Source organism: Massilia sp. 01N410 (genome assembly GCF_056399665.1).
This window is the reverse complement of sequence record NZ_JBFTRV010000005.1, coordinates 278,371-304,764: the sequence shown is the minus strand read 5'-3', so window position 1 is coordinate 304,764 and position 26,394 is coordinate 278,371. Positions and strand designations below refer to the sequence as shown.

19 protein-coding genes are annotated in these 26,394 nt (G+C 66.9%); 15 read left to right on the top strand and 4 right to left on the bottom strand.

From position 1 onward, the window contains the following. The first annotated feature begins 52 nt into the window (after window positions 1-52). The 12 genes from paaA to paaZ all read left to right on the top strand — a co-directional run bounded on the left by paaA (window position 53) and on the right by paaZ (window position 12,086). Window positions 53-1,042, top strand: a complete 990-nt coding sequence (paaA, locus tag AC1DOP_RS09550) for a 1,2-phenylacetyl-CoA epoxidase subunit PaaA (protein ID WP_441934537.1) — start codon at window positions 53-55, stop codon at window positions 1,040-1,042. 112 nt (window positions 1,043-1,154) lie between these two features. Beyond that, window positions 1,155-1,439, top strand: coding sequence for a 1,2-phenylacetyl-CoA epoxidase subunit PaaB (gene paaB, locus AC1DOP_RS09545; protein WP_047821541.1), 285 nt, complete (start codon window positions 1,155-1,157; stop codon window positions 1,437-1,439). Window positions 1,440-1,447: 8 nt separating this feature from the next. After that, window positions 1,448-2,203 (top strand): 1,2-phenylacetyl-CoA epoxidase subunit PaaC, encoded by a 756-nt coding sequence (gene paaC / locus AC1DOP_RS09540; protein ID WP_441934539.1) that lies wholly within the window; start codon window positions 1,448-1,450, stop codon window positions 2,201-2,203. A 9-nt stretch (window positions 2,204-2,212) separates the two neighbouring features. Next, entirely contained in the window at window positions 2,213-2,749 is a 537-nt protein-coding gene (gene paaD, locus AC1DOP_RS09535; protein WP_441934541.1) for a 1,2-phenylacetyl-CoA epoxidase subunit PaaD, read from the top strand. A 4-nt stretch (window positions 2,750-2,753) separates the two neighbouring features. Continuing rightward, window positions 2,754-3,830, top strand: a complete 1,077-nt coding sequence (gene paaE / locus AC1DOP_RS09530; RefSeq protein WP_477250846.1) for a 1,2-phenylacetyl-CoA epoxidase subunit PaaE — start codon at window positions 2,754-2,756, stop codon at window positions 3,828-3,830. Between the two features lie 67 nt (window positions 3,831-3,897). Then, complete coding sequence (gene paaG, locus AC1DOP_RS09525) at window positions 3,898-4,689, top strand: 2-(1,2-epoxy-1,2-dihydrophenyl)acetyl-CoA isomerase PaaG (RefSeq protein ID WP_477250845.1); 792 nt, start codon at window positions 3,898-3,900, stop codon at window positions 4,687-4,689. Window positions 4,690-4,692: 3 nt separating this feature from the next. Beyond that, window positions 4,693-6,273, top strand: coding sequence for a 3-hydroxyacyl-CoA dehydrogenase PaaH (gene paaH, locus AC1DOP_RS09520; RefSeq protein WP_477250844.1), 1,581 nt, complete (start codon window positions 4,693-4,695; stop codon window positions 6,271-6,273). Beyond that, window positions 6,263-6,718: a hydroxyphenylacetyl-CoA thioesterase PaaI gene (gene paaI, locus AC1DOP_RS09515; protein ID WP_441934548.1), complete on the top strand. Its 456-nt coding sequence runs from the start codon at window positions 6,263-6,265 to the stop codon at window positions 6,716-6,718. Before paaH ends, paaI begins: the two co-directional genes overlap by 11 nt. Before the next feature lie 18 nt (window positions 6,719-6,736). Continuing rightward, window positions 6,737-8,059 (top strand): phenylacetate--CoA ligase PaaK, encoded by a 1,323-nt coding sequence (paaK, locus tag AC1DOP_RS09510; RefSeq protein ID WP_441934550.1) that lies wholly within the window; start codon window positions 6,737-6,739, stop codon window positions 8,057-8,059. Between the two features lie 17 nt (window positions 8,060-8,076). Further along, entirely contained in the window at window positions 8,077-9,282 is a 1,206-nt protein-coding gene (gene pcaF / locus AC1DOP_RS09505) for a 3-oxoadipyl-CoA thiolase (protein WP_441934552.1), read from the top strand. A 1-nt stretch (window position 9,283) separates the two neighbouring features. Next, window positions 9,284-9,874, top strand: coding sequence for a phenylacetic acid degradation protein PaaY (gene paaY / locus AC1DOP_RS09500; protein ID WP_441934554.1), 591 nt, complete (start codon window positions 9,284-9,286; stop codon window positions 9,872-9,874). A 163-nt stretch (window positions 9,875-10,037) separates the two neighbouring features. Beyond that, window positions 10,038-12,086: a phenylacetic acid degradation bifunctional protein PaaZ gene (paaZ, locus tag AC1DOP_RS09495; RefSeq protein ID WP_477250843.1), complete on the top strand. Its 2,049-nt coding sequence runs from the start codon at window positions 10,038-10,040 to the stop codon at window positions 12,084-12,086. Between the two features lie 58 nt (window positions 12,087-12,144). Here the strand turns inward: paaZ and AC1DOP_RS09490 are convergent, their stop codons facing one another. After that, window positions 12,145-14,202, bottom strand: a complete 2,058-nt coding sequence (locus AC1DOP_RS09490; RefSeq protein WP_477250842.1) for a UvrD-helicase domain-containing protein — start codon at window positions 14,200-14,202, stop codon at window positions 12,145-12,147. Between the two features lie 68 nt (window positions 14,203-14,270). Here AC1DOP_RS09490 and AC1DOP_RS09485 point away from each other — a divergent pair, with 68 nt between their 5' ends. Then, window positions 14,271-14,879 (top strand): cupin domain-containing protein, encoded by a 609-nt coding sequence (locus tag AC1DOP_RS09485; protein ID WP_441934561.1) that lies wholly within the window; start codon window positions 14,271-14,273, stop codon window positions 14,877-14,879. Here AC1DOP_RS09485 and AC1DOP_RS09480 read toward each other — a convergent pair. Both AC1DOP_RS09480 and AC1DOP_RS09475 read right to left on the bottom strand, forming a co-directional pair. Further along, a complete protein-coding gene (locus tag AC1DOP_RS09480) occupies window positions 14,868-15,545 on the bottom strand; it encodes an HAD-IA family hydrolase (protein WP_441934563.1) in 678 nt (225 codons plus the stop codon). The genes AC1DOP_RS09485 and AC1DOP_RS09480 overlap by 12 nt on opposite strands. An 11-nt stretch (window positions 15,546-15,556) precedes the next feature. Then, complete coding sequence (locus AC1DOP_RS09475) at window positions 15,557-15,799, bottom strand: hypothetical protein (protein ID WP_441934565.1); 243 nt, start codon at window positions 15,797-15,799, stop codon at window positions 15,557-15,559. Window positions 15,800-16,040: 241 nt separating this feature from the next. Between AC1DOP_RS09475 and AC1DOP_RS09470 the strand changes: the two genes are divergently transcribed. Next, complete coding sequence (locus tag AC1DOP_RS09470) at window positions 16,041-24,284, top strand: Ig-like domain-containing protein (protein ID WP_477250841.1); 8,244 nt, start codon at window positions 16,041-16,043, stop codon at window positions 24,282-24,284. 357 nt (window positions 24,285-24,641) lie between these two features. Next, entirely contained in the window at window positions 24,642-24,929 is a 288-nt protein-coding gene (locus tag AC1DOP_RS09465) for a ribosome small subunit-dependent GTPase A (RefSeq protein WP_441934568.1), read from the top strand. A 9-nt stretch (window positions 24,930-24,938) separates the two neighbouring features. Here the strand turns inward: AC1DOP_RS09465 and argH are convergent, their stop codons facing one another. Continuing rightward, on the bottom strand, window positions 24,939-26,336 hold the full coding sequence (gene argH, locus AC1DOP_RS09460; RefSeq protein ID WP_477250840.1) for an argininosuccinate lyase: 1,398 nt from the start codon (window positions 26,334-26,336) through the stop codon (window positions 24,939-24,941). Window positions 26,337-26,394 lie beyond the last annotated feature (58 nt).

The window sequence follows — 26,394 nt, the reverse complement described above, 5'->3', positions numbered from 1 at the left end:
GAGTTTTTTGTATCGTATTATGGATTCAGTCAGAACACAAACGGAGACAGCCATGTACGCCCAAATGGTAGAAACCGGCCTCAAGAAAGTGCAGACCCGCGACGACATGAGCGCGGAAGAACAGGCTTTCCAGGCCCGCATCGACGCCGGCGTCAAGATCGAGCCGAAGGACTGGATGCCCGAGGCTTACCGCAAGACCCTGGTGCGCCAGATCTCGCAGCACGCCCACTCGGAGATCGTCGGTCAGCTGCCGGAAGGCAACTGGGTCACGCGCGCACCCACGCTCAAGCGCAAATCCATTTTGCTGGCGAAGATCCAGGACGAAGCCGGCCACGGCCTCTACCTGTACAGCGCCGCCGAAACCCTGGGCGTCTCGCGCGACGAGCTGCTCGATGCCCTGCATTCGGGCAAGGCCAAGTATTCGAGCATCTTCAATTACCCGACGCTGACCTGGGCCGACATCGGCGCGATCGGCTGGCTGGTCGACGGCTCCGCCATCATCAACCAGATTCCGCTTTGCCGCTGCTCCTATGGCCCCTACGCGCGCGCCATGATCCGCGTGTGCAAGGAAGAGTCCTTCCACGCGCGCCAGGGCTACGACATCATGATGCAGCTGGCCAAGGGTACGCCCGAGCAGAAGGCGATGGCCCAGGACGCGCTGAACCGCTGGTGGTGGCCTTCGCTGATGATGTTCGGCCCGTCGGACGCCGAATCGGTCAACAGCGCGCAGTCGACCCAGTGGCGCATCAAGCTGTTCTCGAACGACGAGCTGCGCCAGCGCATGGTCGACCAGACCGTGCCGCAAGCCGAATTCCTCGGCCTCACCATCCCCGACCCCGATCTGAAGTGGAACGAAGAACGCGGCCACTACGATTTCGGCGAGATCGACTGGGACGAGTTCTACAACGTCCTGAAGGGCAACGGCCCCTGCAACAAGGAACGCCTGCGCACGCGGGTGAAGGCCTGGGAAGAAGGCGAATGGTTCCGCGATGCGCTGGTGGCGTATGCGGACAAGCAGGCGGACAAGAAAGCCGCGGCGTAAGAACAAGCACCGTCGTCCCCGCGAAGGCGGGGACCCGAGTTTGCGTGAGTGGTTCGCAAAGTAAGTTGGACCCCCGCCTTCGCGGGGGCGACGGCAGACAGGAGACACAAAAATGAGCAAAGAATGGCCACTGTGGGAAGTCTTCATCCGCAGCCAGCACGGACTCGCCCACAAGCACGTCGGCAGCCTGCATGCACCCGACGCCGAGATGGCGATCAACAATGCGCGCGACGTCTACACGCGCCGTAACGAAGGCGTCTCGATCTGGGTCGTGAAGGCGGCCGACATCGTCGCCTCCAGCCCGAGCGACAAGGACGCGCTGTTCGAGCCGTCCAACAGCAAGGTCTACCGCCACCCGACCTTCTTCCCGATGCCGGAAGAAGTCAAGAACCTGTGAGGCCGGGCGTGGATAACGCGAAGTTCGAATATCTCCTGCGCCAGGGCGACAACGCCCTGATCCTGTCCCAGCAGCTGTCCCAGCTGTGCGGCAAGGGTCCGGCGCTCGAAGAAGACATGGCGCTCACCAACGTCGCCCTCGACCTGCTCGGCCAGACGCGCATGTGGCTGAGCTACGCCGGCGAACTCGAAGGCCATGGCCGCGACGAGGACCGCCTGGCCTACCTGCGCGACAGCCGCGAATTCCGCAACTGCCTGCTGGTCGAGCAGCCGAACGCCGACTATGCGCAGGTCATGGTGCGCCAGTTCTTCTTCGATACCTGGCACTACTTCCTGATGCGCGGGCTGCTGGCCTCGACGGATCAACGCATCGCCGAGATCGCGGAAAAGTCGCTCAAGGAAGTCACTTACCACCTGCGCCGCAGCGGCGACCTGGTGGTGCGCCTGGGCGACGGCACGCCGCTCAGCCACGCGAAGATGCAGGCCGCCGTCGACGAGCTGTGGACCTATGCCGGCGAGATGTTCATCTACGACGCGCTCGACGAGGCCATGGTGGCGCAGGGTGTCGCGCCGCACGCCGAGCCGCTGCGCGAAGCCTTCCTGCAGCACGTCGGCGAAGTGCTGCTTGATGCGACCCTGGCGATGCCGTCGCCGGAGGCCTATATGCAGCGCGGCGGCAAGCAGGGCCGGCATACCGAACGCCTCGGCTACATCCTGGCCGAGATGCAGTTCCTGCAGCGCGCCTATCCCGGCGCGGATTGGTAAGGCAGCACCATGAGCGAGGAGACGGTGATCGATACGTCCCAGGTCTGGGCCTGGCTCGGCGAGGTGCCCGATCCCGAGATCCCGGTGATCTCGGTGGTCGATCTCGGCATCGTGCGCGATGTCGCCTTCGACGGCAATGCCGGCGATACCGGCGAGTGGGTGGTCACGATCACGCCGACCTATTCCGGCTGCCCGGCCATGCAGGTGATCGCCGAGGACGTGGAGAGCGCCCTGCGTGCGCGCGGACTCCAGCGCGTGCGCATCGCCACCCGCCTGTCGCCGGCCTGGACCACCGACTGGATGAGCGAGGCCGGCAAAGCGGCCCTGAAGGGCTACGGCATCGCACCCCCTAGCCAGCAGGTGATCGACATCAGCGCCCTGAAGCACGGTGTGAAAAGGCACGCGATCCAGGAGCCGGAAGTGCCGTGCCCGCACTGCGGTTCCCGCCACACCCTCGCCATCAGCCAGTTCGGCTCGACCCCGTGCAAGGCGCTGTACCGCTGCCTCGATTGCCGCGAGCCCTTCGACTACTTCAAGTGTCATTAAAACGATGAGCAAATTCCATCCACTCACCGTCGCCAAGGTGAAGCACGAAACACGCGACGCGATCGCGGTCACCTTCGAGGTGCCGCCGCAGCTGCGCGAGGCCTTCCAGTACCAGCAGGGCCAGCACCTGACCCTGCGCGCGATGATCGACGGCGAGGACGTGCGCCGCTCCTACTCGATCTGCTCGGCGGTGCAGGACGACCGCCTGCGCGTGGCGATCAAGCGCGTGAACGGCGGGCTGTTCTCGACCTGGGCCAACGAATGCATCCGCCCCGGCGTCACCATCGACGTGATGCCGCCCGAGGGCCGCTTCAACCTGCCGCTCGAACCGGAGAGCCGCCGCCACTACCTGGCCTTCGCGGCCGGCAGCGGCATCACGCCCATCCTCTCGATCATCAAGACCACCTTGATTGCCGAGCCGCACAGCCGCTTCACCCTGCTGTACGGGAACCGCGCTTCGTCGTCGGTGATCTTCCGCGACGAGCTGACCGACCTGAAGGACCAGTACCTGGAGCGCCTGAACCTGGTCTACATCATGAGCCGCGAGCCTCAGGACATCGAGCTGTTCCACGGCCGCATCACCGAAGACAAGTGCCGCGAACTGTTCCAGCACTGGCTGCGCGTGGAGAACGTCGACTACGCCTTCATCTGCGGGCCGGAAGACATGATGCATGGTGTCTCGGCCGCCCTCCAAGGCGCCGGCATGCCGAAGGAGCGCATCCGCATCGAGCTGTTCGCGGCCGGCGCGGCAAAGAGCGAGCGCAAGCCGCGCCCGGTGACGGCGGAGCCGCGTCACCAGACCGAAGTCACCGTGGTCATGGACGGTGTCCACGCCAGCTTCACGATGGACAAGGACAAGGAATCGCTGCTGGACGCCGGTCTGCGCGCTGGGCTGGACATGCGCTACTCCTGCAAGGGCGGCGTGTGCTCGACCTGCCGCTGCAAGGTGCTGGAAGGGCAGGTGGACATGGACGTCAACTACGCGCTCGAAGACTACGAAGTGGCGCGCGGGTTCGTGCTGAGCTGCCAGAGTTTTCCGGTGACGGATAAGATCGTGGTTGATTTCGACGTGCACGATTAAGTAGCCATGCCGTCGTTCCCGCGAAAGCGGGAATGACGTTGGAGACGATAACAACGAGGAGACACCCATGACCTACGAATCCATCCAGTTCACCATAGCCGACGGCATCGCCGTCCTCACCCTCAACCGCCCCGATCGCCTGAACAGCTTCACCAAGGCCATGCACGGTGAAGTCCGCGACGCCCTGGACAAGCTCCAGGCCGACAAGACCGTCCGCGTGCTGGTGCTGACCGGCGCCGGCCGCGGCTTCTGCGCCGGCCAGGACCTGAACGACCGCGCCGTCGAACCGGGCGCGCCCGGCGTGGACCTCGGCGAATCGGTCGAAAAATACTATGCGCCGCTGGTGACGACCCTGCGCACCCTGCCGATGCCGGTGATCTGCGCCGTGAACGGCGTGGCCGCCGGCGCCGGCGCCAACCTGGCGCTGGCCTGCGACATCGTGCTGGCCGCGAAATCCGCCAGCTTCATCGAGGCCTTCTGCAAGCTGGGCCTGATCCCCGATACCGGCGGCACCTGGGTGCTGCCGCGCCTCATCGGTCCGGCGCGCGCGATGGGCCTGGCCCTGCTGGGCGACAAGCTGCCGGCCGAGAAGGCCGAGCAATGGGGCCTGATCTGGCGCTGCGTGCCGGACGAAGCCCTGATGGACGAGGCGATGGCGATGGCCGAGCACTTCGCCAAGGCGCCGACCAAGGGCCTGGCCTTCACCAAGAAAGCCATGCTGGCCAGCTGGACCAACACTTTGCAAGAACAACTGCAGCTGGAAGCCGGCATGATGCGCGAACTGGGCTACAGCCACGACTACCGCGAGGGTGTGGCCGCCTTCATCGAAAAGCGCCAGCCTCACTTCAAGGGAGAATGATCGATGGTCCAGGTACTGGAGAAGGGCAGCGTCGTCGCCGTGGTCGGCAGCGGCGCGATGGGCTCGGGCATCGCCCAGGTGGCGGCAAGCGCCGGGCACCAGGTGCGGCTCTACGACACGCGCCCCGAAGCCGTCGCCAAGGCGATCGCCGGCATCGGCAAGGCTTGGGACAAGCTGGTCGAGAAGGGCCGCATGGGCGCGGATGAAGCCAGCCTGGCGCGCGAGCGCCTGCGGCCGGCCGCATCGACGGCGGAGCTGAAGGACGCGGCGCTGGTGGTCGAGGCCATCGTCGAAGACCTCGAGGTCAAGCGTGGACTGTTCGCCGGACTGGAAGACATCGTTGGCCCGGACTGCATCCTGGCCACCAATACCTCGTCGATCTCGGTGACGGCCATCGCCGCCCGGCTGAAGCGCCCGGAGCGCCTGGTCGGCATGCACTTCTTCAATCCGGTGCCGCTGATGGCGCTGGTCGAGGTGGTCGAAGGCGTCGCCACCGATAAAAACGTGGCGGACACGGTCTACGCCACCGCCGAAGCCTGGGGCAAGAACCCGGTGCACGCGAAATCGACTCCGGGCTTCATCGTCAACCGCGTGGCGCGTCCCTATTATGCGGAAGCCCTGCGCCTGCTGCAGGAACAGGCGGCCGATGCGGCCACGCTGGACGCCGTGATGCGCGACGCCGGCGGCTTCCGCATGGGGCCCTTCGAGCTGATGGACCTGATCGGCCACGACGTCAACTTCTCGGTCACGCAGTCGGTGTTCAAGGCGTATTTCGGCGACCCCCGCTTCACGCCCTCGGTGCTGCAGCAGGAGCTGGTGAATGCCGGCTTCCTCGGCCGCAAATCGGGACGCGGCTTCTACCGGTATGGCGAGGGCGTGGCTGCGCCGGCGGCCCAGGCCGAACCGGCGGCTGAGATGCCGACGACGGTGCGCATCACGCGCCAGCGCGACCTCAGCGATCCGGTCTTCGACGCGCTGCAGGCCGTGGTCACCGAGCGCCTGGCGGCGCATGGGATCAATCCGAGCCATCCCTCGATGTTCGACGGTAGCGACACCCGCAAAGAGCCGGCCTTCCACGCCAATGGCGCCGCGATCTACCTGACCGACGGCCGCAGCGCCACCCAGCGCGCGGCCGACGACGATCACCCGAATACCGTGCTGTTCGACCTGGTGCTCGACCCGGCCAGGGCCACCCGCATCGCGCTGGCGAAAGCCGACCAGTGCAGCGAGGAAGCCTGGCGCGGCGCGGTCGGCCTGTTCCAGGCGGCCGGCTTCATTGTCACGCGCCTGGACGACGTGCCCGGCATGGCCGTGATGCGCACCGTCGCCATGCTGGCCAACGAGGCGGCGGACGCCGTCAACCAGGGCGTGTGCAGTGCGCGCGCCGTCGACGTCGCCATGCAGAAGGGCGTGAACTATCCGCGCGGGCCGCTGGCCTGGGCCGATGCGGTGGGCCTGCGCCACGTGGCCGCCGTGCTGCACAACCTGGCGGCCAGCTATGGCGAAGACCGCTATCGTGTCTCGCCGCTGTTGCGCCGCAAGCTGGCGGCCAATCCGGAAGGAGCAAGATTCCATGCAGTTTGATACCCGCGAACGTGCGCAGCAGCTGGCCGAACTGGCCGGCAAGACCATGTTCGAGCGCGACCCGGCCAGCCAGCGCCTCGGCATGAGCCTGGACCAGATCCGCCCGGGCTATGCGCGCATGAGCATGCGCGTGCGCGAGGACATGCTGAACGGTCACGGCACCTGCCACGGCGGCTATATCTTCATGCTGGCCGACAGCGCCTTCGCTTTCGCCTGCAACTCGCACAACTTCAACACGGTCGGCGCCGGCTGCAGCATCGATTACCTGTCGCCGGGACGCGAAGGCGACCTGTTGACGGCCGAAGCGGTCGAACAGGCGCTGTCCGGCAAGACCGGTGTCTATGACATCGTGGTCACCAACCAGGAGGGGCGCAAGGTCGCGCTCTTTCGCGGCAAATCCCACCGTGTGAACGGCATGGTGGCGGAAGCGGGCAATACCCAGTAATTAAGTTAGGAGAGGCAGATGGTGCAAGGCATTCCTCAACCCGGCGATCTCGAAGCGATCGAGCGCGCCAGCCGCGACGAGCTGCAGGCCCTGCAGCTCGAGCGCCTTAAATGGACGCTCAAGCACGCTTACGAGAACGTGGCGCATTACCGCCGCGCCTTCGACGAGAAGGGCGTGCACCCGGACGACCTCAAGACGCTCGCCGACCTGGCGAAATTTCCCTTCACCGAGAAGAAGACCCTGCGCGACAACTACCCCTTCGGCCTGTTCGCGGTGCCGCGGGAGCAGGTGGTGCGCGTGCACGCATCAAGCGGCACCACCGGCAAGCCGACCGTGGTCGGCTACACCAGGCGCGACATCGACACCTGGGCCGACCTGGTGGCGCGCTCGATCCGCGCGGCCGGCGGCCGTCCCGGCGACATGGTCCACATCGCCTACGGCTACGGCCTGTTCACCGGCGGCCTGGGCGCCCACTACGGCGCCGAGCGCCTGGGCTGCACCGTGGTGCCGATGTCGGGCGGCCAGACCGAGAAGCAGGTCCAGCTGATCCAGGACTTCAAGCCCTCCATCATCATGGTTACGCCCTCGTACATGCTGAACATCGTCGAGGAATTCAAGCGCCAGGGAATCGACCCGGCCACCTCCTCGCTGCAGGTCGGCATCTTCGGCGCCGAACCCTGGACCGACGCCATGCGTCGCGAGATCGAGCAGGGCGCAGGCATCGACGCGGTCGACATCTACGGCCTGTCCGAAGTGATGGGCCCGGGCGTGGCCAGCGAATGCATCGAGAGCAAGGACGGCCCGGTGATCTGGGAGGATCACTTCTACCCCGAGATCATCGACCCGGAAACCGGCGAGGTGCTGCCCGACGGCGCCGAGGGCGAGCTGGTGTTCACCTCGTTGTCGAAAGAGGCCCTGCCCATCATCCGCTATCGCACCCGCGACCTCACGCGCCTGCTCGCGCCGACCTCGCGCTCGATGCGCCGCATGGGCCGCATCACGGGCCGCTCGGACGACATGCTGATCATCCGCGGCGTGAACGTCTTCCCCAGCCAGGTCGAGGAACAGGTGCTGCAGATGCCGGCGCTGGCCCCGCACTACCAGCTGGTGGTGAGCAAGGACGGCCACCTCGACAAGCTGGAGGTGCGCTGCGAGCTGCGCCCGGGTGCGGGGGAAGCTCTCCTTGCGGACGAGCAGGTAGCGGCCCTGGCCCAGGAACTGAAGCACCGCATCAAGACCTATATCGGCGTGACCACCAGCGTGAACCTGCTGCCGGCCCAGGGCATCGAACGTTCGATGACGGGCAAGGCGCGGCGCGTGGTCGACCAGCGCAACAAATAATCCGAGGAGACTTTTTCATGACTGACGCATTCATCGTCGACGCCATCCGCACCCCCTTCGGCCGCTTCGGCGGTTCGCTCGCCGGCGTGCGCGCGGACGACCTGGCCGCGCTGCCGATCGCGGCGCTGATCGACCGCAACCCGGGCGTGGACTGGAGCAAGGTCGACGACGTCTACTACGGCTGCGCCAACCAGGCCGGCGAGGACAACCGCAATGTGGCCCGCATGGCGGGCTTGCTGGCCGGCCTGCCGCCCTCGGTGCCTGGCACGACCATCAACCGACTGTGCGGCTCCAGCCTGGATGCGGTCGGCATGGCCGCGCGCGCGATCCGCACCGGCGAAGCCCACTTGATCATCGCCGGGGGCGTCGAGAGCATGACCCGCGCGCCCTTCGTGATGGGCAAGGCCGATACCGCTTTCTCGCGTACGGCGAAGATCGAGGACACCACCATCGGCTGGCGCTTCGTGAACCCGAAGATGAAGGCGGAATACGGTATCGACTCGATGCCGGAGACGGCCGAGAACGTGGCTCGCGATTTCAATGTCTCGCGTGCCGACCAGGATGTGTTCGCGCTGCGCAGCCAGCAGAAATGGGCCGCGGCCAATGCGGCGGGTGTTTTCAAAGAGGAAATCGTACCCGTCACGCTGCATGGGAAGAAAGGTGAATCGCGCGTGTTCGACACCGACGAGCATCCGCGCCCCGACGTGAGCCTGGAAGGCCTGGCCAGGCTGAAGGGCGTGGTGACGCCGGACGGCTCGGTCACCGCGGGCAATGCCTCCGGCGTGAACGACGGCGCCTGCGCGCTGCTGCTGGCGTCGAGCGCCGCCATCGAGCAGTACAAGCTGACCCCGCGCGCCCGCGTGGTCGGCATGACCAGCGTCGGCCTGGAGCCGCGCATCATGGGCTTCGGTCCGGCGCCGGCGACGAAAAAGCTGTTGCAGATGACCGGCCTGAGCATCGAGCAGATGGACGTGATCGAACTGAACGAAGCCTTCGCCTCGCAAGGGCTGGCGGTGCTGCGCGACCTCGGCCTGCGCGACGACGATCCGCGCGTGAACCCGAACGGCGGCGCGATCGCCCTCGGCCACCCGCTGGGCGCCTCCGGCGCGCGCCTGGTGACGGCCGCCGTGAACCAGCTGCACCGCACGGGCGGCCGCTATGCGCTGTGCACGATGTGCATCGGCGTCGGTCAGGGCATCGCCCTTATCGTCGAGCGGGTCTGAGATGCCGATCTACGAAATCGACGGCATCCGCCCGGTGGTCCACCCGAGCGCCTACGTGCACCCGACCGCGGTGCTGATCGGCGACGTGATCGTCGGCCCGCGCTGCTACGTCGGCCCGCTGGCCTCGCTGCGCGGCGACTTCGGCCGCCTGATCCTGGAAGAGGGCGCCAACCTGCAGGACACCTGCGTGATGCACGGCTTCCCGGAAGACGACACGGTGGTCGAAGTGGACGGCCATATCGGCCACGGCGCCGTGCTGCACGGCTGCCGCGTGGGCCGCAATGCCATGGTCGGCATGAATGCGGTGGTGATGGACAAGGCCGTGGTCGGCGCGGAATCCATCGTCGGCGCAGCAAGCTTCGTGAAGGCCGGCATGGCGATCCCGCCGCGCAGCCTGGTGCTGGGGGCGCCGGCCAAGGTGATCCGCGAAGTGTCCGACGACGAGATCGCGTGGAAGAGTCATGGGACGCGACAGTATCACGACCTGGCGCTGCGGTCGATGAAGTCGCTGCGGGAGGTCGAGGCCTTTACCGAGGTGGAGGCTGGGCGCGGGCGGCTGGTGTTCGATGAACCTCACCGTCCTAAAAAGTAGCCGCGAGTATTCGTAGGAACTTGGATTCCCGCCTGCGCGGGAATGACGTTTCTGGGTACGTGGCCTAAAGACCGTCGTCCCCGCGAAGGCGGGGACCCAAGGAAAAGCATCCGAATTCGAAAATACTGACGTTAGACCAAACTGACCGAAGGAGACAGAAAAAATGACCCCAACCACCCTGCAAAGCTACATCGCCGGCCGCTGGCAAGGCCAGCAAGCCCACCAGCCCCTGCACAGCGCCCTGGACAACCAGCTGATCTATCACACCCACGCCGAAAAAATCGACTTCGACGAAGCCCTGGGCTACGCCCGCAGGCAAGGCGTACGCGAGCTGATGGCGCTCGACTTCCAGAAGCGCGCCCAGCGCCTGAAGGCCCTGGCGCTCCATCTCATGGAACGGAAAGAGGAGCTGTACGAGATCTCGCACCTGACCGGCGCCACCCGCCCGGACAGCTGGGTCGACGTCGAAGGCGGCATCGGCACCCTGTTCGCCTATGCCAGCATGGGCTCGCGCGAGCTGCCGTCGTCGAACGTGCTGCATGAAGGCCCGGCCATGGCGTTGGGCAAGCGCGGTGGCTTTGCCGGCACCCACATCCTGGTGCCGCGCGGCGGCGTGGCCGTGCACATCAACGCCTTCAACTTCCCGATCTGGGGCCTGCTCGAGAAATTCGCGCCCAGCTTCCTGGCGGCCATGCCCTGCATCGCCAAGCCGGCGACCGCCACCAGCTACCTGACCCATGCCGTGGTCAAGATGATGATGGAATCCGGCCTGGTGCCGGAGGGCAGCCTGCAACTGGTGATCGGCTCCACCGGCGACCTGCTGGACCGCCTGACCGGCTTCGACGCCGTCACCTTCACCGGCTCGGCCGACACCGCCGCCAAGCTGCGCGCCAACCCGAACCTGATCCGCGAAGCCGTGCCTTTCACGGCCGAAGCCGACTCGCTGAACGCCGCCATCCTGGCGCCGGACGTCGGCCCGGACGACGAGGAATTCGACCTCTTCGTCAAGGAAGTCGCGCGCGAGATGACCGGTAAGGCCGGCCAGAAGTGCACGGCGATCCGCCGCATCATCGTGCCGGAACAGCACGCCGATGCGCTGGGCGAGCGCCTGCGCGCACGCCTGTCGAAGATCGTGGTCGGCAATCCGAAAGTCGAGGGCGTGCGCATGGGCGCGCTGGCCTCGATGGAGCAGCACCGCGACGTCAGCGAGCGCGTCGAGATGCTCGCGCGCGGCAACGAAGTCCTGTTCAGCGCACGCGACGGCTTCAAGCCGGTGGGCGAGGGCGTAGGTGCCGGCGCCTTCTTCTCGCCGACCCTGATCCTGTGCCGCAACGGTTTGACGAACGACGCCGTGCACGACGTCGAAGCCTTTGGCCCGGTCAGCACCATGATGACCTACCGCGACATCGACGAGGCCCTGATTCTCGCCGCGCGCGGCAAGGGCAGCCTGGTGACGACCCTCGTCACGAAAGATCCGGCGATCGCCGCGCATGCGGTGCCGGTGGCGGCGGCCTCGCACGGCCGTGTCCACATCCTCGACCGCGTGGCGGCCGTCGATTCGACCGGCCATGGCTCGCCGCTGCCGCAGCTGAAGCACGGCGGCCCGGGCCGCGCCGGCGGTGGCGAAGAACTGGGCGGCATCCGCGCCGTGAAGCACTTCCTGCAGCGCGCCGCGGTGCAGGGTTCGCCGACCATGCTGACGGCGGTAACCGGCGAATACGTGCGCGGCGCCGAGGTCAAGGAAACCGAGGTGCACCCGTTCCGCCGCTGGTTCGAAGACCTGGAAATCGGCCACTCGCTGCTGACCCACCGCCGCACCGTGAGCGAGGCGGACATCGTCAATTTCGGCGGCGTGTCGGGCGACTACTTCTACATGCACTTCGACGAGATCGCGGCCAAGGACACCCAGTTCGGCAAGCGCATCGCCCACGGCTACTTCGTGCTGTCGGCGGCGGCCGGCCTGTTCGTGTCGCCGGCCCCGGGTCCGGTGCTGGCCAACTACGGCCTCGACAACCTGCGCTTCGTGGCGCCGGTGGCGATCGGCGACACCATCCGCGCCCGCCTCACCTGCAAGCGCAAGGTGGACCGCAACCGCACCGACGAGCAGGGGCGCGGGCAGGGCGTGGTGGCCTGGGACGTGCAGGTGACCAACCAGCATGATGAGCTGGTGGCGAGTTATGACATTCTGACGTTGGTGCAGAAGCGCGGCTAAGGATTGGCCCGCTGCGTATGAACGTCGTCCCCGCGAAGGCGGGAACGACGTCTACGGCTTAACTCAGATAAGCCAGCCGTCGCCCGCCCAAACCCTCATCCGGCTCGAACAGCACCAATTCCTTCATCACCCGCGTCAACCCCACATACAGATGCCGCACCTCATTGGTCGCATCCCTGGTCCGCACGAACTCGTCCTGCGCCAGGAAAGGCATCAGCACATAGGGCCACTCCCTGCCCTTGGCCGCCTGGATGGTGGTCACCCGCACCAGGCTGCGGCGCGTGCCGATGCTGTTGGCGTTCTTCGACCTGCGCACCAGCGCGACATCGTTTTCCATCTGCGAAAGCAGGGCCAGGAACTGCGCCGCCGGCACCTGGCCGTGGCTCGAAGCGAAGCGTAAAAACGCGTCGATCGAGCGGCGGGCGGAAGCGACGCGGTCGCGGCTGACGAAGGCGCGGCTGGTGGCGTCGTGCAGGTCGACCTGGTCGCGCAGCATGGTCAGCAGCTCATGTGCGCTCGCGGTCCCGGCCATCGACGCCATCTTCTCGATCACGGGCCGGATCAGGTTCTTGGACTGGCGCGCCTGCGGGCTGTCGAACTCGGTCTCGCGCAGCAGGGCGCCGTCGAAGAAGCTCTTCAGCACTTCCGGCGTGCGCCTCACCTCGTCCTGGGCATACGCCAGCACCGAGCGGCGTTCGGCCCATTCCAGCTTCCAGTGCTTGGGATCGCGCGTCAGGTAGAAGTAGCGCGACAGCGCCAGCACCATCTGCACGCAGGTGTCGGCGTGGGCGCGGCCGTGCAGGGCCGAGTAATCGTTGCTGACGTAGTGCAGGATCCCGCGCAGCAGCAGGATCTCCGGCAGCAGCAGGAAGGTCTCGAAGCCGTCGCACTTGTACGGGATCTTCGCTTCCATCAGCGCGGTCTCGATCTCGATGCTCTGGTCGACGTCGCGCAGCACCACGGCGAAGTCGCGGTTGCTCGGCTTCGGGCGTCCCTTCTGCAGGCTTTCCTTGATGGCCTCGGCCACCAGGCGCGCGCAGTCGCCCGGCTGCGAGGGATCGTAGCGCATGCGGCGCACGACGGTGTCGCGGTCCGGACGGCCTTCGCAGCCGTTGTGGGTCAGGCCGTCGGCAAGCAGCGCCGGGTCCTTGCCGAAGCGGTAGGACATCCCCAGCGGGAAGCGCTTGGCATCCGGACGGTAGGCTGCCATGAAGCGCAGGCCGGAAAAGACAGGGTCGGCGCCGCGGTCGCGGTTGATGGTCTGGTCCTTGTCGCCGGCCACCACCAGGCGCGCGCCGCGCCGCAGCCGCGCCAGCAGCTCGAACTCCGCCGCGTTCACGTCATGCCATTCGTCGACCAGGTACAGCGACCAGCGGCGCAGCTCCTGGCCCAGCGCCGGCTGGCGCTGCAGCAGGTAGACCAGGTCGGCGACGGCATCGTTCGGGCCCTGCCAGCGGAATTCCTCGGGGTAGGGATGGCGCTGCGCCTCGTACTCGCGGATGATGTCCGCGATCGGGTCCGGCTGGCCGGCCAAGTCGCCGTCGCCGCTTTCGTCGTAGTCGGCATCGTCGCCGTCGTTCGTATCGTCGTCGTCGTGGGACTCGGCGTCCTTGGGCGCGAAGGCGCGGGTTTCCAGCGCGGCCTTCAGCTGGGCCAGGCGGCGCGCGATGTCGTCCAGGTGCTGGTTGTTCTCGTCGAGGCCGAAATTGAAGTCGCTGCGGATGCCCTGTTCCTGGTAGCGCTGCCAGACGCGCGCGGCGGCGTCGACCAGTTCGCCGCGGATGCCTTCGACGTCCTGGTGCACCACCGGGCGGCCGATGCGGCCCTTCTCGGCCAGGTCCTCGATCAGCTGGCGCGCGAAGTCCTCGACCGTCATCACGAAGGTCGCGCTGTCTTCGCCGACTTCCTCCTTCAGCTTTTCATGGAAGCGCAGGCGCGCGCCGCGCGAAAAGCACAGGGCCAGGATCGCGCGTTCGGGCAAGCCGCCCTCGCAGGCCTGGCGCGCTTCCATCGCCAGCGTGGTAGTCTTGCCGGCGCCGGCGACGGCGTCGATCAGCTTGACTTTGTTGGGGGACTGCAGGATGGCAGCCTGCTGGCTGTTTGCTTGCGTGGACATGCGTGTGGTTCCGGCTTTTTGGCTACTATACACTGTCACCTGTCTCTTACCTTCATCAAGGAGCGTCCATGTCGCGGTTAGATCTGAGCAGTATCCCCGTGATGACCGGCACCGGTTATCCCGATCCCTTCGCCGAGGCCGTCAGCGGGCGCAGCCGGCAGGCGCTGGGAGACGCCGGCGGCATCACCCAGTTTGGCGTCAACATGGTGGAGCTCCAGCCGGGCGCCGCCTCTTCGCAGCGCCACTGGCATTCGCGCGAGGACGAATTCGTCATGGTCGTGTCCGGCGAACTGGCCCTCATCACCGACGAGGGCGAAACCCTGATGCGCGCCGGCGACTGCGCGGCCTTCCCGGCCGGCCGGCCGAACGGCCATCACCTGGTCAACCGCGGCTGGGGCACGGCGCTGTTCCTGGTGGTCGGCTCGCGCAGCAAGGAAGACAGGGCCACCTACCCGGACATCGACCTGCTGTACGACGGCAGCACCGACAGCTATACCCGCCGCGACGGCACGCCGTATCCGAAACGCGACAAGAACGCGCCCCCGGCCACGACGCCGCTGCCGATCGAGGCCGAGACTTTGGCTCCGCGCGTCTACATCGCCGACCATGGCGAGCAGGATGGCGTTCATCCGGAGCGTGCCGAGCGCGACCCGGTCGAACGCGACTCAGGCGGCTGAAGCCACGCCCAGCCGGCCGTCCGGCGTCTTCACCGCGCGCAGATCCGCATAATCGCGCACCGCCGTCACCCCGGTGTCGAGCGGATGCGCGTGGGTGATGGTGACGACGATGCTGTCCATGCCGGCCGCTTCGGCGGACCTCAGGCCGGCCAGCGTATCCTCGAACACCAGGCAGTCGGCCGGCGCCACGCCCAGCTTGCGCGCGCCCAGCAGGAAGGGATCGGGCGCCGGCTTTCCGCGCTCGACGTCCTCTGCCGCCACCAGCACATCCGGGATCGGCAGGCCGGCGGCGGCGATGCGCGCTTCGGCCAGCAGGCGCGGGGCCGAGGTGACGATCGCCCAGCGCTCGCGCGGCAGGCTGTCGAGGAAGGCGGCGGCGCCCTCGATGGCTTCGATGCCGGCCACGTCCTCGATTTCGGCACGGGTGATGAAGGCGGCCTCAGCCACCGGATCGACGCCCGGCAGTTCGAGGCCGCGGATGGTCTCTTCGGTGCGCTTGCCGTGGATGGTCGGCAGGAAAGCCTCGACGTCCAGGCCATGCCCCCTGGCCCACTGGCCCCAGACCCGCTCGGCGGCCTTGATCGAGGTGAGGATGGTGCCGTCCATGTCGAACAGGAAGGCGGCGTAGCTGCGCTGCGGCAGGTCGGTCCGGAATGCTTGGGTCACTGTTTGCTTTCTTAGTAGAGTCGCCCGGAGTTTACCTTGCGTTCGTAACGGTCGTGCACGTGCTGGCTGATGAAGCCGGACAGGCCGCGGCCGGCGATAGCCAGTTCCTGCATTTTCGCGACGTTGGCGGCGCCGGCGCTGTCCTCGGTGTAGAGGTAGCGGTCGCCATTCCTGAATTGCACGATGATCTGGCCGGCGTCGATGTCGTAGGCAAGCACGCCGGAGTCGCCGCCCAGGTTTTTGTAGCGGTGCATTGCAGCCTCCACGGATGTCTTTTCGTGGACGATTCTACGCGCGCAGGGTATTTAGATACCACGCGTGACATGCATATGACTATGGACTATCTGTCATCACATTGATGCTACGTAGCAACACACTCTCTCAGTTTTCCAAAGTTCACGATCATTGTGAAGTTTCCGTTGTGTCTTGTAGGTAATATGTCGCCTTTCATGGCAAGAATTGCCAAGCAGAACAATAAATTCCTGAGAGAGAACTATGACCGATCAAACCGGAACCGGCGCAGCGCGTCACGAAATCGCATTCGTCAGCGGAAACCTGCCGGATCTTCAAAACCTCATCCTTGGTTTGCGCGAGGGAATCGAAGTCGTGGTGCTCGATCCGGCCCTCGACGGCACGGCGCAGATCGCGCAGGCGCTGGCGGGACGAAGCGACCTGGACGCCGTCCACTTGATCGGACATGGCGCCGCCGGTGCGCTGCAGATCGGCGGCACCCTGCTGGACGCCGGCTATATCGCGGCCCACGCCGATGCCCTGGCCGGCATCGGCAGCTCGCTGAACGGCGACGGCGACATCCTCGTGTACGGCTGCGACACCGGCGCCGGCACCGTCGGCGACACCTTCCTGCACGCCCTGGCCGCCGCCACCGGCGCCGACGTGGCCGCGTCGACCAACCCGACCGGCGGCACGGCTGCGGGCGGCGACTGGAACCTGGAAGCGAGCGTCGGCCAGGTCGAGACGGCCGCTGCGATGGGCGCGGCCGGCGGCGCTTATGCGGCGACGCTGGCGCTGAATGAGGGCACGGTATATGCCTACGGCGCCAATACCTGGGCCTTCAGCGCCATGGCCAAGGATGCGCAGGGCAATGTGTATCTCGCCCACAAGATCGACAGCACGGCAATTTCGCTGAAGCAGTGGAATGGCAACGGCTGGACCGAACTGAAGCGTCTGACGATCGCGGATACCGGCGATACCGGTTTCTCGGACGACCTGTCGCTGACCGTCAATGCGAACGGCAAACTGGATCTGCTCTTCAGGCATAGCAAGGCGATTAACGGCGACAACATCGGTTCCCAGCGCGGCGTGAAGTTTGCCGATTACGACCCGGGCAACGGAAACTGGAACGTCAAGCTGATCGAACAGGCTTCGGATCCGAACGGCTGGAAGAATTACGACGACCCGGTCATCGCGGCCGGCGCCAACGGCAAACTGTACTCCGTGTACAACTACACTGACAGCAACACGTTTACCTACAACATCAAGTTCGCGAGCAGCAGCGACGGCGGTACGAGCTGGTCCACGTCGACACTGGTGACCACGCTGAGCGCCACCGACGAGCTGAAAAAGCCGACGGTTTCGGTCGATGCCGACGGTACCGTGCACGTCTTCTATGTGCGCGAAGACAGCCAGAACACCTATTACGGCAACCTGTACCACATTTCCAAGGGGCCGAACGACAGCAGCTGGTCGGCGCCGCAAAAGCTGGCCGACAACCTGACTTCCGCCTATTCGATGACGGGAGACGGCCAGGGCCACTTCTACCTCGGCTACGCGGTCAGGACCGCCGATGCGTCGAACGTGACCACCGGCACCAACATCTTCACCGTCAGCAATGAAGGCGGCAGCTGGAGTGCGCCGACCCTGGCCCTGAACGAAGCGCGTACCGATCTCGTCGGCCAGATGCAGTATGCCGACGGCAAAGCCTACATGCTGGTCAATTCCCGGGCGCTGGATAACAGCACCACGGACATCTATGTGATGCGCAAGGACGGCAGCACCTGGACCCATGGCTACCAGGGCGAAGCCTACCTCCCCGCGCTGAGCTTGCAGGGTAGCTCGCAATCGTTCAACGAGCGTAATTTCATCGTCAAATCCGGCGGCGACATCGTCGTGGTTGCGGAAGCCGATGGCCTGCGCAACATCTACTACAGCGCCGGCACCTCGGCCGACTTCGGCCTGGTCAGCAATACCGCGCCCGTGATTACGGGCCTAAACGGTGAACATGGCACCTTTATCGCCGGCAGCACCAATCCGGTCAGAGATGGGTCCTACATCGACTTCCAGAACAGCGGCCCCGACCAGGCCCAGGTACACGACAGCGACTCGCCCGACTTCCTCGGCGGCAGTCTCATGATCATCCAGACTGGAGGCGCGACCGACGGCAGTTTCGTGCTCGACCAGGGCGCCAACGTCACCGGCGCCCTGTCGGCCGGCAGCACGCTGTATTTCCAGGGCGCGGAAATCGGCCGCGTGAACGCCTTGCTGGACGGGCAGGACGGCCACAACCTGCTGATCGAATTCACGACGGTGAATGCGACCGCGAACGCCATCAATGAAATCCTGGGCTATCTGACCTATTCAGCACCGACCGCCGGCGCCCGTTCCTTCATGTTGACCGTGAACGACGGCGACGGCGCCACCTCGGCCCCGGTCCTCTTCAGCATGGAAGGCCTGGACCAGACGGCGCCCACCGTGACCGGCATCACCTCGCTCAGCGCGAACGCCACCTACAAGGTCGGCGACGTGATCTCGATCCAGGTGGCGTTCTCGGAAAGCGTCACCGTCACCGGCACGCCCAAACTGCTGCTGGAGACCGGCGACACCGATCACGCCGCCGTCTACCAGTCCGGCAGCGGCAGCAATGTGCTGACCTTCCTGTACACCGTGCAGGCCGGCGACCGTACGGCCGACCTCGATGCCGTCGGCACTGGTGCGCTACAGCTGAACGGCGGCAGCATCGCCGATGCGGCCGGCAATGCCGCCGTGCTGGACCTGGCGGCGCCGGGCGCGGCGGGCTCGCTGGGCGCGAACAAGGCCATCGTGATCGACGGCCTGGCGCCGACCGACCTGAGCCTGTCGAACGCCACCGTCACCACCCTGGACGGCTTGCATGCCGTGGTCGGCCTGCTGTCGTCGACCGACGCGACCAGCGGCGACAGCTTCAGCTACACCCTGGTGTCCGGCGCCGGCGCCGGCGACAATGCCCTGTTCGAAATCGTCGGCAACAGCCTGAAGGCGATCGATGCCTCGGCCCTGAGCGAAGGCGCGAAATCGGTGCGCGTGCGCACCACCGATGCTGCTGGCAACACCTACGAAAAAGTCCTGTCGGTCACGGTGAACACGCCGCCGACGGTGACGGTCGCCAGCGACAAGGCCAGCGTCAAGGCCGGCGACACCGCCACCATCACTTTCCACTTCAGCAAAGCGCCGACCGGCTTCGACCTGGGCGACGTCAGTGTCAGCGCCGGCAGCGGCAGCCTGGGCAACCTGACGGTCGACCAGAACGACCCGACCATCTACCGTGCGACCTTCACCCCGGCCGGGAATACGCAGAACCTGAGCAGCCTGATCTCGGTCGGCGCGGGCAAGTTCACCGATGCCAATGGCCTGGCCAACGTGGCCAGCACCAGTAATGTCCTGATCGGCGGCGATACCGCACTGCCGGTCGTGACCAGCATCGGCTCGTCCACCGCGAACGGGATCTACAAGGCCGGCGACGTCATCTCGATCCAGGTGGCGTTCTCGGAAAGCGTCACCGTCACCGGCACGCCGAAGCTGCTGATGGCAACCGGTATCGACCACGCCGCCGTCTACCAGTCGGGCAGCGGCAGCAATGTGCTGACCTTCCAGTACACGGTGCAGCCGGGCGACTTCTCGCCCGACCTGGACACCATCGGCACCCTCGCACTGCAGCTGAACGGCGGCAGCATCCTCGATGGCGCCGGCAACGCCGCCGTGCCGGTGCTGCCGGCGCAGGGCGCGGCCGGCTCGCTGGGCGCGAACAAGGCCATCGTGGTCGACGGCATCGCCCCGCTGGACCTGGGCTTGACGAAGTCCAGCATCACCACCCTTGACGGCGCGCACGCCGAGGTCGGCCAGCTGCTGTCGCTGGATCCGACGCCGGGCGACAGCTTCACCTACACGCTCGTAGCCGGCGCCGGCGACGCCGACAACGCTTCATTCGAAATCGCCGGCAACAGCCTGAAGGCGATCGATGCCTCGGCCCTGAGCGAAGGCGCGAAATCGGTGCGCGTGCGCACCGTCGATGCCGCCGGCAACAGCCTCGAAAAAGTCCTGTCGATCACGGTGAACACGCCGCCGACGGTCACCATCGCCAGCGACAAGGCCAGCGTCAAGGCCGGCGACACCGCCACCATCACCTTCCACTTCAGCAAGGCGCCGACCGGCTTCGACCTGGGCGACGTCGGCGTCAGCGCCGGCAGCGGCAGCCTGGGCAACCTGACGGTCGACCAGAACGACCCCACCATCTACCGTGCGACCTTCACCCCGGCCGACAATACGCAGAACCTGAGCAGCATGATCTCGGTCGGCGCCGGCAAGTTCACCGACGTCAACGGCCTGGGCAACGTGGCCAGCACCAGCAATGTCCTGATCGGCGGCGATACCGCGCTGCCGGGTGTGACGCTGAGCACCGACCGCACCCAGTTCAAGGCCGGCGAGACTGCCGCCGTCACCTTCAGCTTCAGCGAGGCGCCGGTCGGATTCGGCGCCGCTTCGGTCAAGGTCAGCGGCGGCACCCTGAGTAACCTGGCGGTCGACCAGAACGACGCCCGGGTCTATCACGCCACCTTCACCCCGGACAGCGGCGCCCAGAACCTGGGCGGCACGATCTCCATCGATGCCGGCAAGTTCTTCGATGCCGCCGGCAACGCCAACACGGCGGGCGCCAACGTCCTGCACTTCGGCGGCGACACGCAGGCGCCGGTCGTGAGCGACGCGGCCCTGGCGGTCAGCGGCGCCACCGGCAGCAACGGCGCTTTCCGCATCGGCGACACCCTCACCGTGGCCTGGAACGACGGCGCCACGGGCGACCATAACGGCGATACCGCAGGCGTGAAGGTGGACTTCAGCCAGTTCGGCGGCCCGGCCGCCGCCACCGCGACCCTGGTCGGCGGCGTCTGGCAGGCCAGCTTCCAGGTGACGGCCGGCCTCATCGATGCCGCCACCCTGCATGCGGGCATCACGGTCACCGACCTCGCCGGCAACAGCACCACGCATACCGGCAACGCCAACGTCGTGCTGGACAACCAGGCGCCGCTGGCGAGCGATGCCGCGCTGTCGATCTCGGGCGCTACCGGCAACGGCGGCGTGTACCGCATCGGCGACGTCGTCACCGCAGTCTGGAGCAACACCCTCGACGGCAATGCCGACGTGGCCTCGGCCAGTTTCGACTTCAGCCAGTTCGGCGGCCCGGCTTCGGTGGCCGCGACCGGGTCGAACGGTGTCTGGAGCGCCAGCTGGACGATCGGCGCCGGCATGCTCGACGCGGCGGGCCGCAACGCCGCCGTGACGGTGCTGGACGATGCCGGCAACGCCACCGTCCGCACCGACAGCGCCAACGTAAGGGTCGACGCCGTCGCTCCGCATATCGAGACGATCGCACTGGTCGGCACGCCGGCCGCCAACGCCACCTCGGTCGAGTTCGCGGTCACCCTGAACGAAGCGGTCAGCGGCATCGACGCCGCCGACTTCGCGCTGGGCGCCACCGGCGCGGCCGGCGGCACCATCGCCTCGATCAGCGGTTCGGGCGCCAGCTATGTCGTGCGGGTCGACGGCATCGCCGGCAACGGCAGCCTGCAGCTGCAGCTGAAGGCCGCCGGCACCGGCATCGCCGACATCGCCGGCAACCAGCTGCAGGGCGGCTTCACGACGGGCGCGGTGCACACCACCTCGTTCAATGCGGCGCCGGTCATCGGCAGCAACGGCGGCGGCGCCACCGCGGCCATCGAGATGCCCGAGAAGCAGCTCGTGGTCACCACCGTGACCGCTACCGACCTGGATGCCGACGCCATCGGCTACAGCATCAGCGGCGGCGCCGACGCCGGGCTGTTCCAGATCGACGCCGCCAGCGGCGCGCTGCGCTTCAAGAGCGCTCCGCTGGTAGCAATCCCGGCCGACAGCGGCCATGACAACGTGTACGAAGTCGAGGTGATGGCCGCCGACGGCAAGGGCGGCATCGACAAGCAGATGCTGTCGGTGAAGATCCTGGCCGACCTCGACGGCGACGGCGTGGCCGACGTCAACGACGACGACATCGACAACGACGGCCGTCCGAACAGCATCGAGGATGCGGTGCCGGGCGCCCACGGCGGCTTTGGCGACGGCAACGGCGACGGCATCCCGGACAGCGCCCAGCTGAACGTGGCCTCGCTGCCGACCGTGGTCGCCAACGCGCCCTACGCGACGATCGAGACGGCGCCGGGCCTGACCCTGAGCTCGGTATCCAGCCTGCCGGCCGCCACCGGCCTGCCGCGCAACGTCAAGATGCCGGCCGGCCAGTTCGACTTCACGATCGGTAACGTCACGCCGGGCGGCAGCGCCGAAGTCAGCATCTATGTCGACAAGACGCTGAACGTCAACGGCTACTTCAAGAAGGATGCCGCCAACAACTGGGTGAACCTGGCGACCTCGGTGGTCAACGTCGGCAGCAAGACCAAGATCACCTTCTCGCTCACCGACGGCGGCGTGTATGACAGCGACCACCTGGCCAACGGCAGCATCGTCGATCCGGGCGGCCTTGGTAAGGTGGCGCCGCTGATCGGCAGCAACGGCGGCGCGCCGCTCGCCAGGATCGGCGTGCTGGAAGGCCAGCAGGAGGTGACCAAGATCGTGGCCAGCGCCACCGGTCCGGTGAACTACGCGATCGTCGGCGGCGACGATGCCGCGCTGTTCAGCGTCGATCCGGTGACCGGCGTGCTGCGCTTCAAGGCCGTGCCGGACTACGACTTCCCGCAGGACGCCGGCCACGACAACGTCTACGAAGTCCGGGTCCAGGCGTCGGACGCCTACGGCAGCGATATCCAGACCCTGCAGGTCAGCGTGGCCGACGTGCCGCCGCCGGCGAAGGAGGTCGACGGCGTGCAGGTGGTGACCGACAGCCGCGGCAACGGCGACGGCAGCAGCAGCCAGGTCATCACCATTCCGGTGGTGCAGCCGGGCCGCGTCGAGAGCGTCGGCAACAACAGCGTGGCCGACGTGCCGCTGGTGGCCGGCGGCGACGGCAAGCCGTTGCTGAGCGCCCAGGTGCCGACCGGTGTCGGCCTGCAGGTGAGCGGCACCGCGGCGCCGGTGGGCGTGAACGATGCGCTCACCAACCTGATCCGCGAGATCAAGGGCGTGACCGCGAGCGGCTCGCATGACCAGGCCAGCATGACGGGAGGCGGTTCGGGCTTCCTGTCGAGCCTTCCGGCCGGCGCCAACCTGCTGGTGCACACCGTGGTGCCGACGATTGCCGCCGGCAGCACGGCGGCGCAGCCGGTGGTGATCTCCGGCCTCGCGCCATCCGCCGGCGGCGCCCTGTCGGCGCTGGTGATCGATGCCCACCAGCTGCCTTCCGGTTCCGAGATCCAGCTGCAGGACGTGTCGTTCGCGGCGGTGGTCGGCAATGTGCGCGTGACCGGCGGCGCCGGCTCGCAGACCGTGTGGGCCGACGGCGGCAGCCAGTACATCGTGCTGGGCGCCGACGACGATACCCTGCACGGCGGCGACGGCGACGACACGGTCGGCAGCGAAGGCGGCAACGACCATATCTACGGCGACGGCGGCAACGACGTCGTGTTCGGCGGTGAAGGCAACGACTATATCGACGGCGGCACCGGCGTCGACACCGTGCAGATGGTCGGCGGCGGTCGCGCCGACTATTCGCTGCGCGTGAACGGCGATGGCAACCTGGTGTTCACCCATCTCAATGGCGGCGCCGACGGCACCGACGTGGTCGCCAACGTCGAGGTCCTGCGCTTCATGAATGCGCACGCCGATACCTCGCCGCAGGGCAGCGTGATGCGCCTGGCCCAAGCGGTTTCCGGCACGGCGGCGTCGTCGGCGGCGGTGCAGGGCTGGATGTCGGAGCTGAAGGCCGGCGCCACGCTCGAGCAGGTGGCCCAGCACATCCTGGCGGCGAATGCCGCGCAGCAGTCGGCCGGCGATGCCGATTTCGTGCAGGCGCTGTATGTCCACACCTTCGGCCGCACCGCCGATGCGGGCGGCCTGGCCTTCTGGACCGGCGCGCTCGCCAGCGGTCAGCTGACCCGCGCCGGCGTGGCCCTGGCAGTGGCCGATTCGGCCGAGAAGATGGCGATGCCGGGCGTGTCCCAGATCGACGTCGGCGCCACCGACTACGGCACGCTGGTGCGCATGTACGACACCCTGTTCGGCCGCTCGGCGGACGTGGACGGCATCAACTACTGGCTGGGACGCTCGGAGGCCGGCGCCTCGCTGGCGGCGATCGCGGACGGCTTCGTCCACTCGGCTGAAGCCCAGGCGCGCTTCGGCAAGATGAGCGACACCCAGTTCGTCGAGGAGCTGTACCACGTCGCGATGCACCGCGACGCCAGCCAGGCCGAAGTGTCGGGCTGGACCAAGCTGCTGGCCAGCGGTGCGCTCGACCGCGGCGGCGTGCTGCTGCAGTTCACCGAGTCGGCCGAGAAGATCGGCCTGGTCGGTGTGATGAGCACCACCTTCGCCCCGGACGGCCACGCCTGATGCCGCGAGGTTGAAAAAAGCCCGGTGCTCGCGCACCGGGCTTGACGCTCGAAAGAGCGGATGCCGGACTGACGGCTTTCAATGACCACCGGAGGAGACGACAAATGAACCAGCCTGATACCGTCCTCCGGTCGGCCGCCTGACCCGCTGATCATCCCGGCGATGTTCCTGGCGCGTCCCGCGCGCTGACCTTCCATTCTCGACTCTCGTCCGTCCCATTGGGACAGACGGCATGCGCACGCCTGTGCGTTCATCAGATTGGAACCATCACATCGTCATGATCGAACTCGATTACCCGGCCCTGCGGCCGATCGGCTTCAACCAGCAATCCGCGCCTGCATCGTCGATACCCCCGGGTTGCGCGCATGGCAAGCGGACGCCGGCGAGGACGATCCCGGCCTGTCCTTCACCGATATCGCTGCGCTGGCGGAACGCCGCCAGCGCAGCGATTGCAGCCACGAGAGCGAGCCGCGATGCGCGGTACGCGGAGCGGTCGACGCCGCCCGCCTGCGCAATTACCGCAAACTGCTGAGGGAGGTGCGCCGCGCCGGGCAGACGCCGCTCGACCGGATCGCCGAGCGGTCACGCTGGAAGGCCCTGTGCAAGGCGGCCCTCCAGCGCGGACGCGGCAAGCGGGGCGGCTGAAGGTCCTGCTCAGTCGGCCAGCTGGCCGCGCACGCGTTCGATGGCTTTGCGGACCTGGTTCGGCGCGGTGCCGCCGACGTGGTCGCGCGCGGCCACCGAGCCTTCCAGGGTCAGCACGGCGAACACGTCCTGTTCGATCAGCGGCGAGAACTCCTTCAGGCGCTCCAGCGGCATCTCGGACAGGTCGCAACCGGCCACGTCGCAGGCGCGCACGGCGTGCGCCACGGCTTCGTGGGCGTCGCGGAAGGGCAGGCCCTTCTTGACCAGGTAGTCGGCCAGGTCGGTGGCCGTCGCATAGCCCTGCAGGGCGGCGGCGCGCATGTTCTCGGCCTTGACCGAGATGCCGGAAGCCATGTCGGTGAAGATGCGCAGGGTGTCCAGCACGGTGTCGACGGTGTCGAACAGCGGTTCCTTGTCTTCCTGGTTGTCCTTGTTGTAGGCCAGCGGCTGGCCCTTCATCAGGGTCAGCAGGCCCATCAGGTGGCCGTAGACGCGGCCGGTCTTGCCGCGCGCCAGTTCCGGCACGTCCGGGTTCTTCTTCTGCGGCATGATCGACGAACCGGTGCAGAAGCGGTCGGCGATGTCGATGAAGCCGACACGCGGGCTCATCCAGGTGACCAGCTCTTCCGACATGCGCGAGATGTGCATCATCAAGACCGAGGCGGCCGCCGTGAACTCGATTGCGAAATCGCGATCAGACACAGCATCGAGCGAGTTGTGGCTGACGTCCTCGAAGCCCAGGGTCTTGGCCACGCGCAGGCGGTCGATCGGGAAGGTGGTGCCCGCCAGGGCGGCGGCACCCAGCGGCAGGCGGTTCACGCGGCGGCGCGTGTCGGCCATGCGCTCGGCGTCACGGCCGAACATCTCGACATAGGCCAGCAGGTGGTGGCCGAAGGTCACCGGCTGCGCCACCTGCAGGTGGGTGAAGCCCGGCATGATGGTGTCGGCGTTGCGTTCGGCCAGGTCGGTCAGGGCGCCGCGCAGGCCTTTCAGCAGGGCGACGATGTCGTCGATGGCGGCGCGCATGTACAGGCGGATGTCGGTCGCCACCTGGTCGTTGCGCGAGCGGCCGGTGTGCAGGCGCTTGCCGGCGTCGCCGACCAGTTCGGTCAGGCGCTTCTCGATGTTCAGGTGCACGTCCTCCAGGTCGAGCAGCCACTCGAACTGGCCGGCTTCGATTTCGCTGCGGATCTGGGCCATGCCGCGCTCGATGTCGGCGCGGTCCTGTTCGCTGATGATGCCTTGGGCGGCCAGCATCTCGGCGTGGGCCAGCGAGCCCTGGATGTCGAACAGGGCCAGGCGTTTGTCGAAGAATACGGAGGCCGTATAGCGCTTGACGAGATCGGAGACGGGTTCGGAGAAGCGGGCCGACCAGGCTTCCGCTTTTTTGGACAGTTGTGCGGTCATGATGGAGGAGGGGTGTGGGAGTTCCTTGGATCCCTGATTATAAACTGTGCACCGCTTT

Excerpts from the sequence above, each read along its gene's own strand:
- AC1DOP_RS09485 (WP_441934561.1), top strand. The coding sequence starts at position 14,271 with ATGTCGCGGTTAGATCTGAGCAGTATCCCCGTGATGACCGGCACCGGT.
- AC1DOP_RS09475 (WP_441934565.1), bottom strand. The coding sequence starts at position 15,799 with ATGCACCGCTACAAAAACCTGGGCGGCGACTCCGGCGTGCTTGCCTAC.
- paaH (WP_477250844.1), top strand. The coding sequence starts at position 4,693 with ATGGTCCAGGTACTGGAGAAGGGCAGCGTCGTCGCCGTGGTCGGCAGC.
- paaY (WP_441934554.1), top strand. The coding sequence starts at position 9,284 with ATGCCGATCTACGAAATCGACGGCATCCGCCCGGTGGTCCACCCGAGC.
- paaE (WP_477250846.1), top strand. The coding sequence starts at position 2,754 with ATGAGCAAATTCCATCCACTCACCGTCGCCAAGGTGAAGCACGAAACA.
- paaI (WP_441934548.1), top strand. The coding sequence starts at position 6,263 with ATGCAGTTTGATACCCGCGAACGTGCGCAGCAGCTGGCCGAACTGGCC.
- paaB (WP_047821541.1), top strand. The coding sequence starts at position 1,155 with ATGAGCAAAGAATGGCCACTGTGGGAAGTCTTCATCCGCAGCCAGCAC.
- AC1DOP_RS09470 (WP_477250841.1), top strand. The coding sequence starts at position 16,041 with ATGACCGATCAAACCGGAACCGGCGCAGCGCGTCACGAAATCGCATTC.
- paaZ (WP_477250843.1), top strand. The coding sequence starts at position 10,038 with ATGACCCCAACCACCCTGCAAAGCTACATCGCCGGCCGCTGGCAAGGC.
- pcaF (WP_441934552.1), top strand. The coding sequence starts at position 8,077 with ATGACTGACGCATTCATCGTCGACGCCATCCGCACCCCCTTCGGCCGC.
- paaD (WP_441934541.1), top strand. The coding sequence starts at position 2,213 with ATGAGCGAGGAGACGGTGATCGATACGTCCCAGGTCTGGGCCTGGCTC.
- AC1DOP_RS09490 (WP_477250842.1), bottom strand. The coding sequence starts at position 14,202 with ATGTCCACGCAAGCAAACAGCCAGCAGGCTGCCATCCTGCAGTCCCCC.
- paaA (WP_441934537.1), top strand. The coding sequence starts at position 53 with ATGTACGCCCAAATGGTAGAAACCGGCCTCAAGAAAGTGCAGACCCGC.
- paaK (WP_441934550.1), top strand. The coding sequence starts at position 6,737 with ATGGTGCAAGGCATTCCTCAACCCGGCGATCTCGAAGCGATCGAGCGC.
- argH (WP_477250840.1), bottom strand. The coding sequence starts at position 26,336 with ATGACCGCACAACTGTCCAAAAAAGCGGAAGCCTGGTCGGCCCGCTTC.
- paaG (WP_477250845.1), top strand. The coding sequence starts at position 3,898 with ATGACCTACGAATCCATCCAGTTCACCATAGCCGACGGCATCGCCGTC.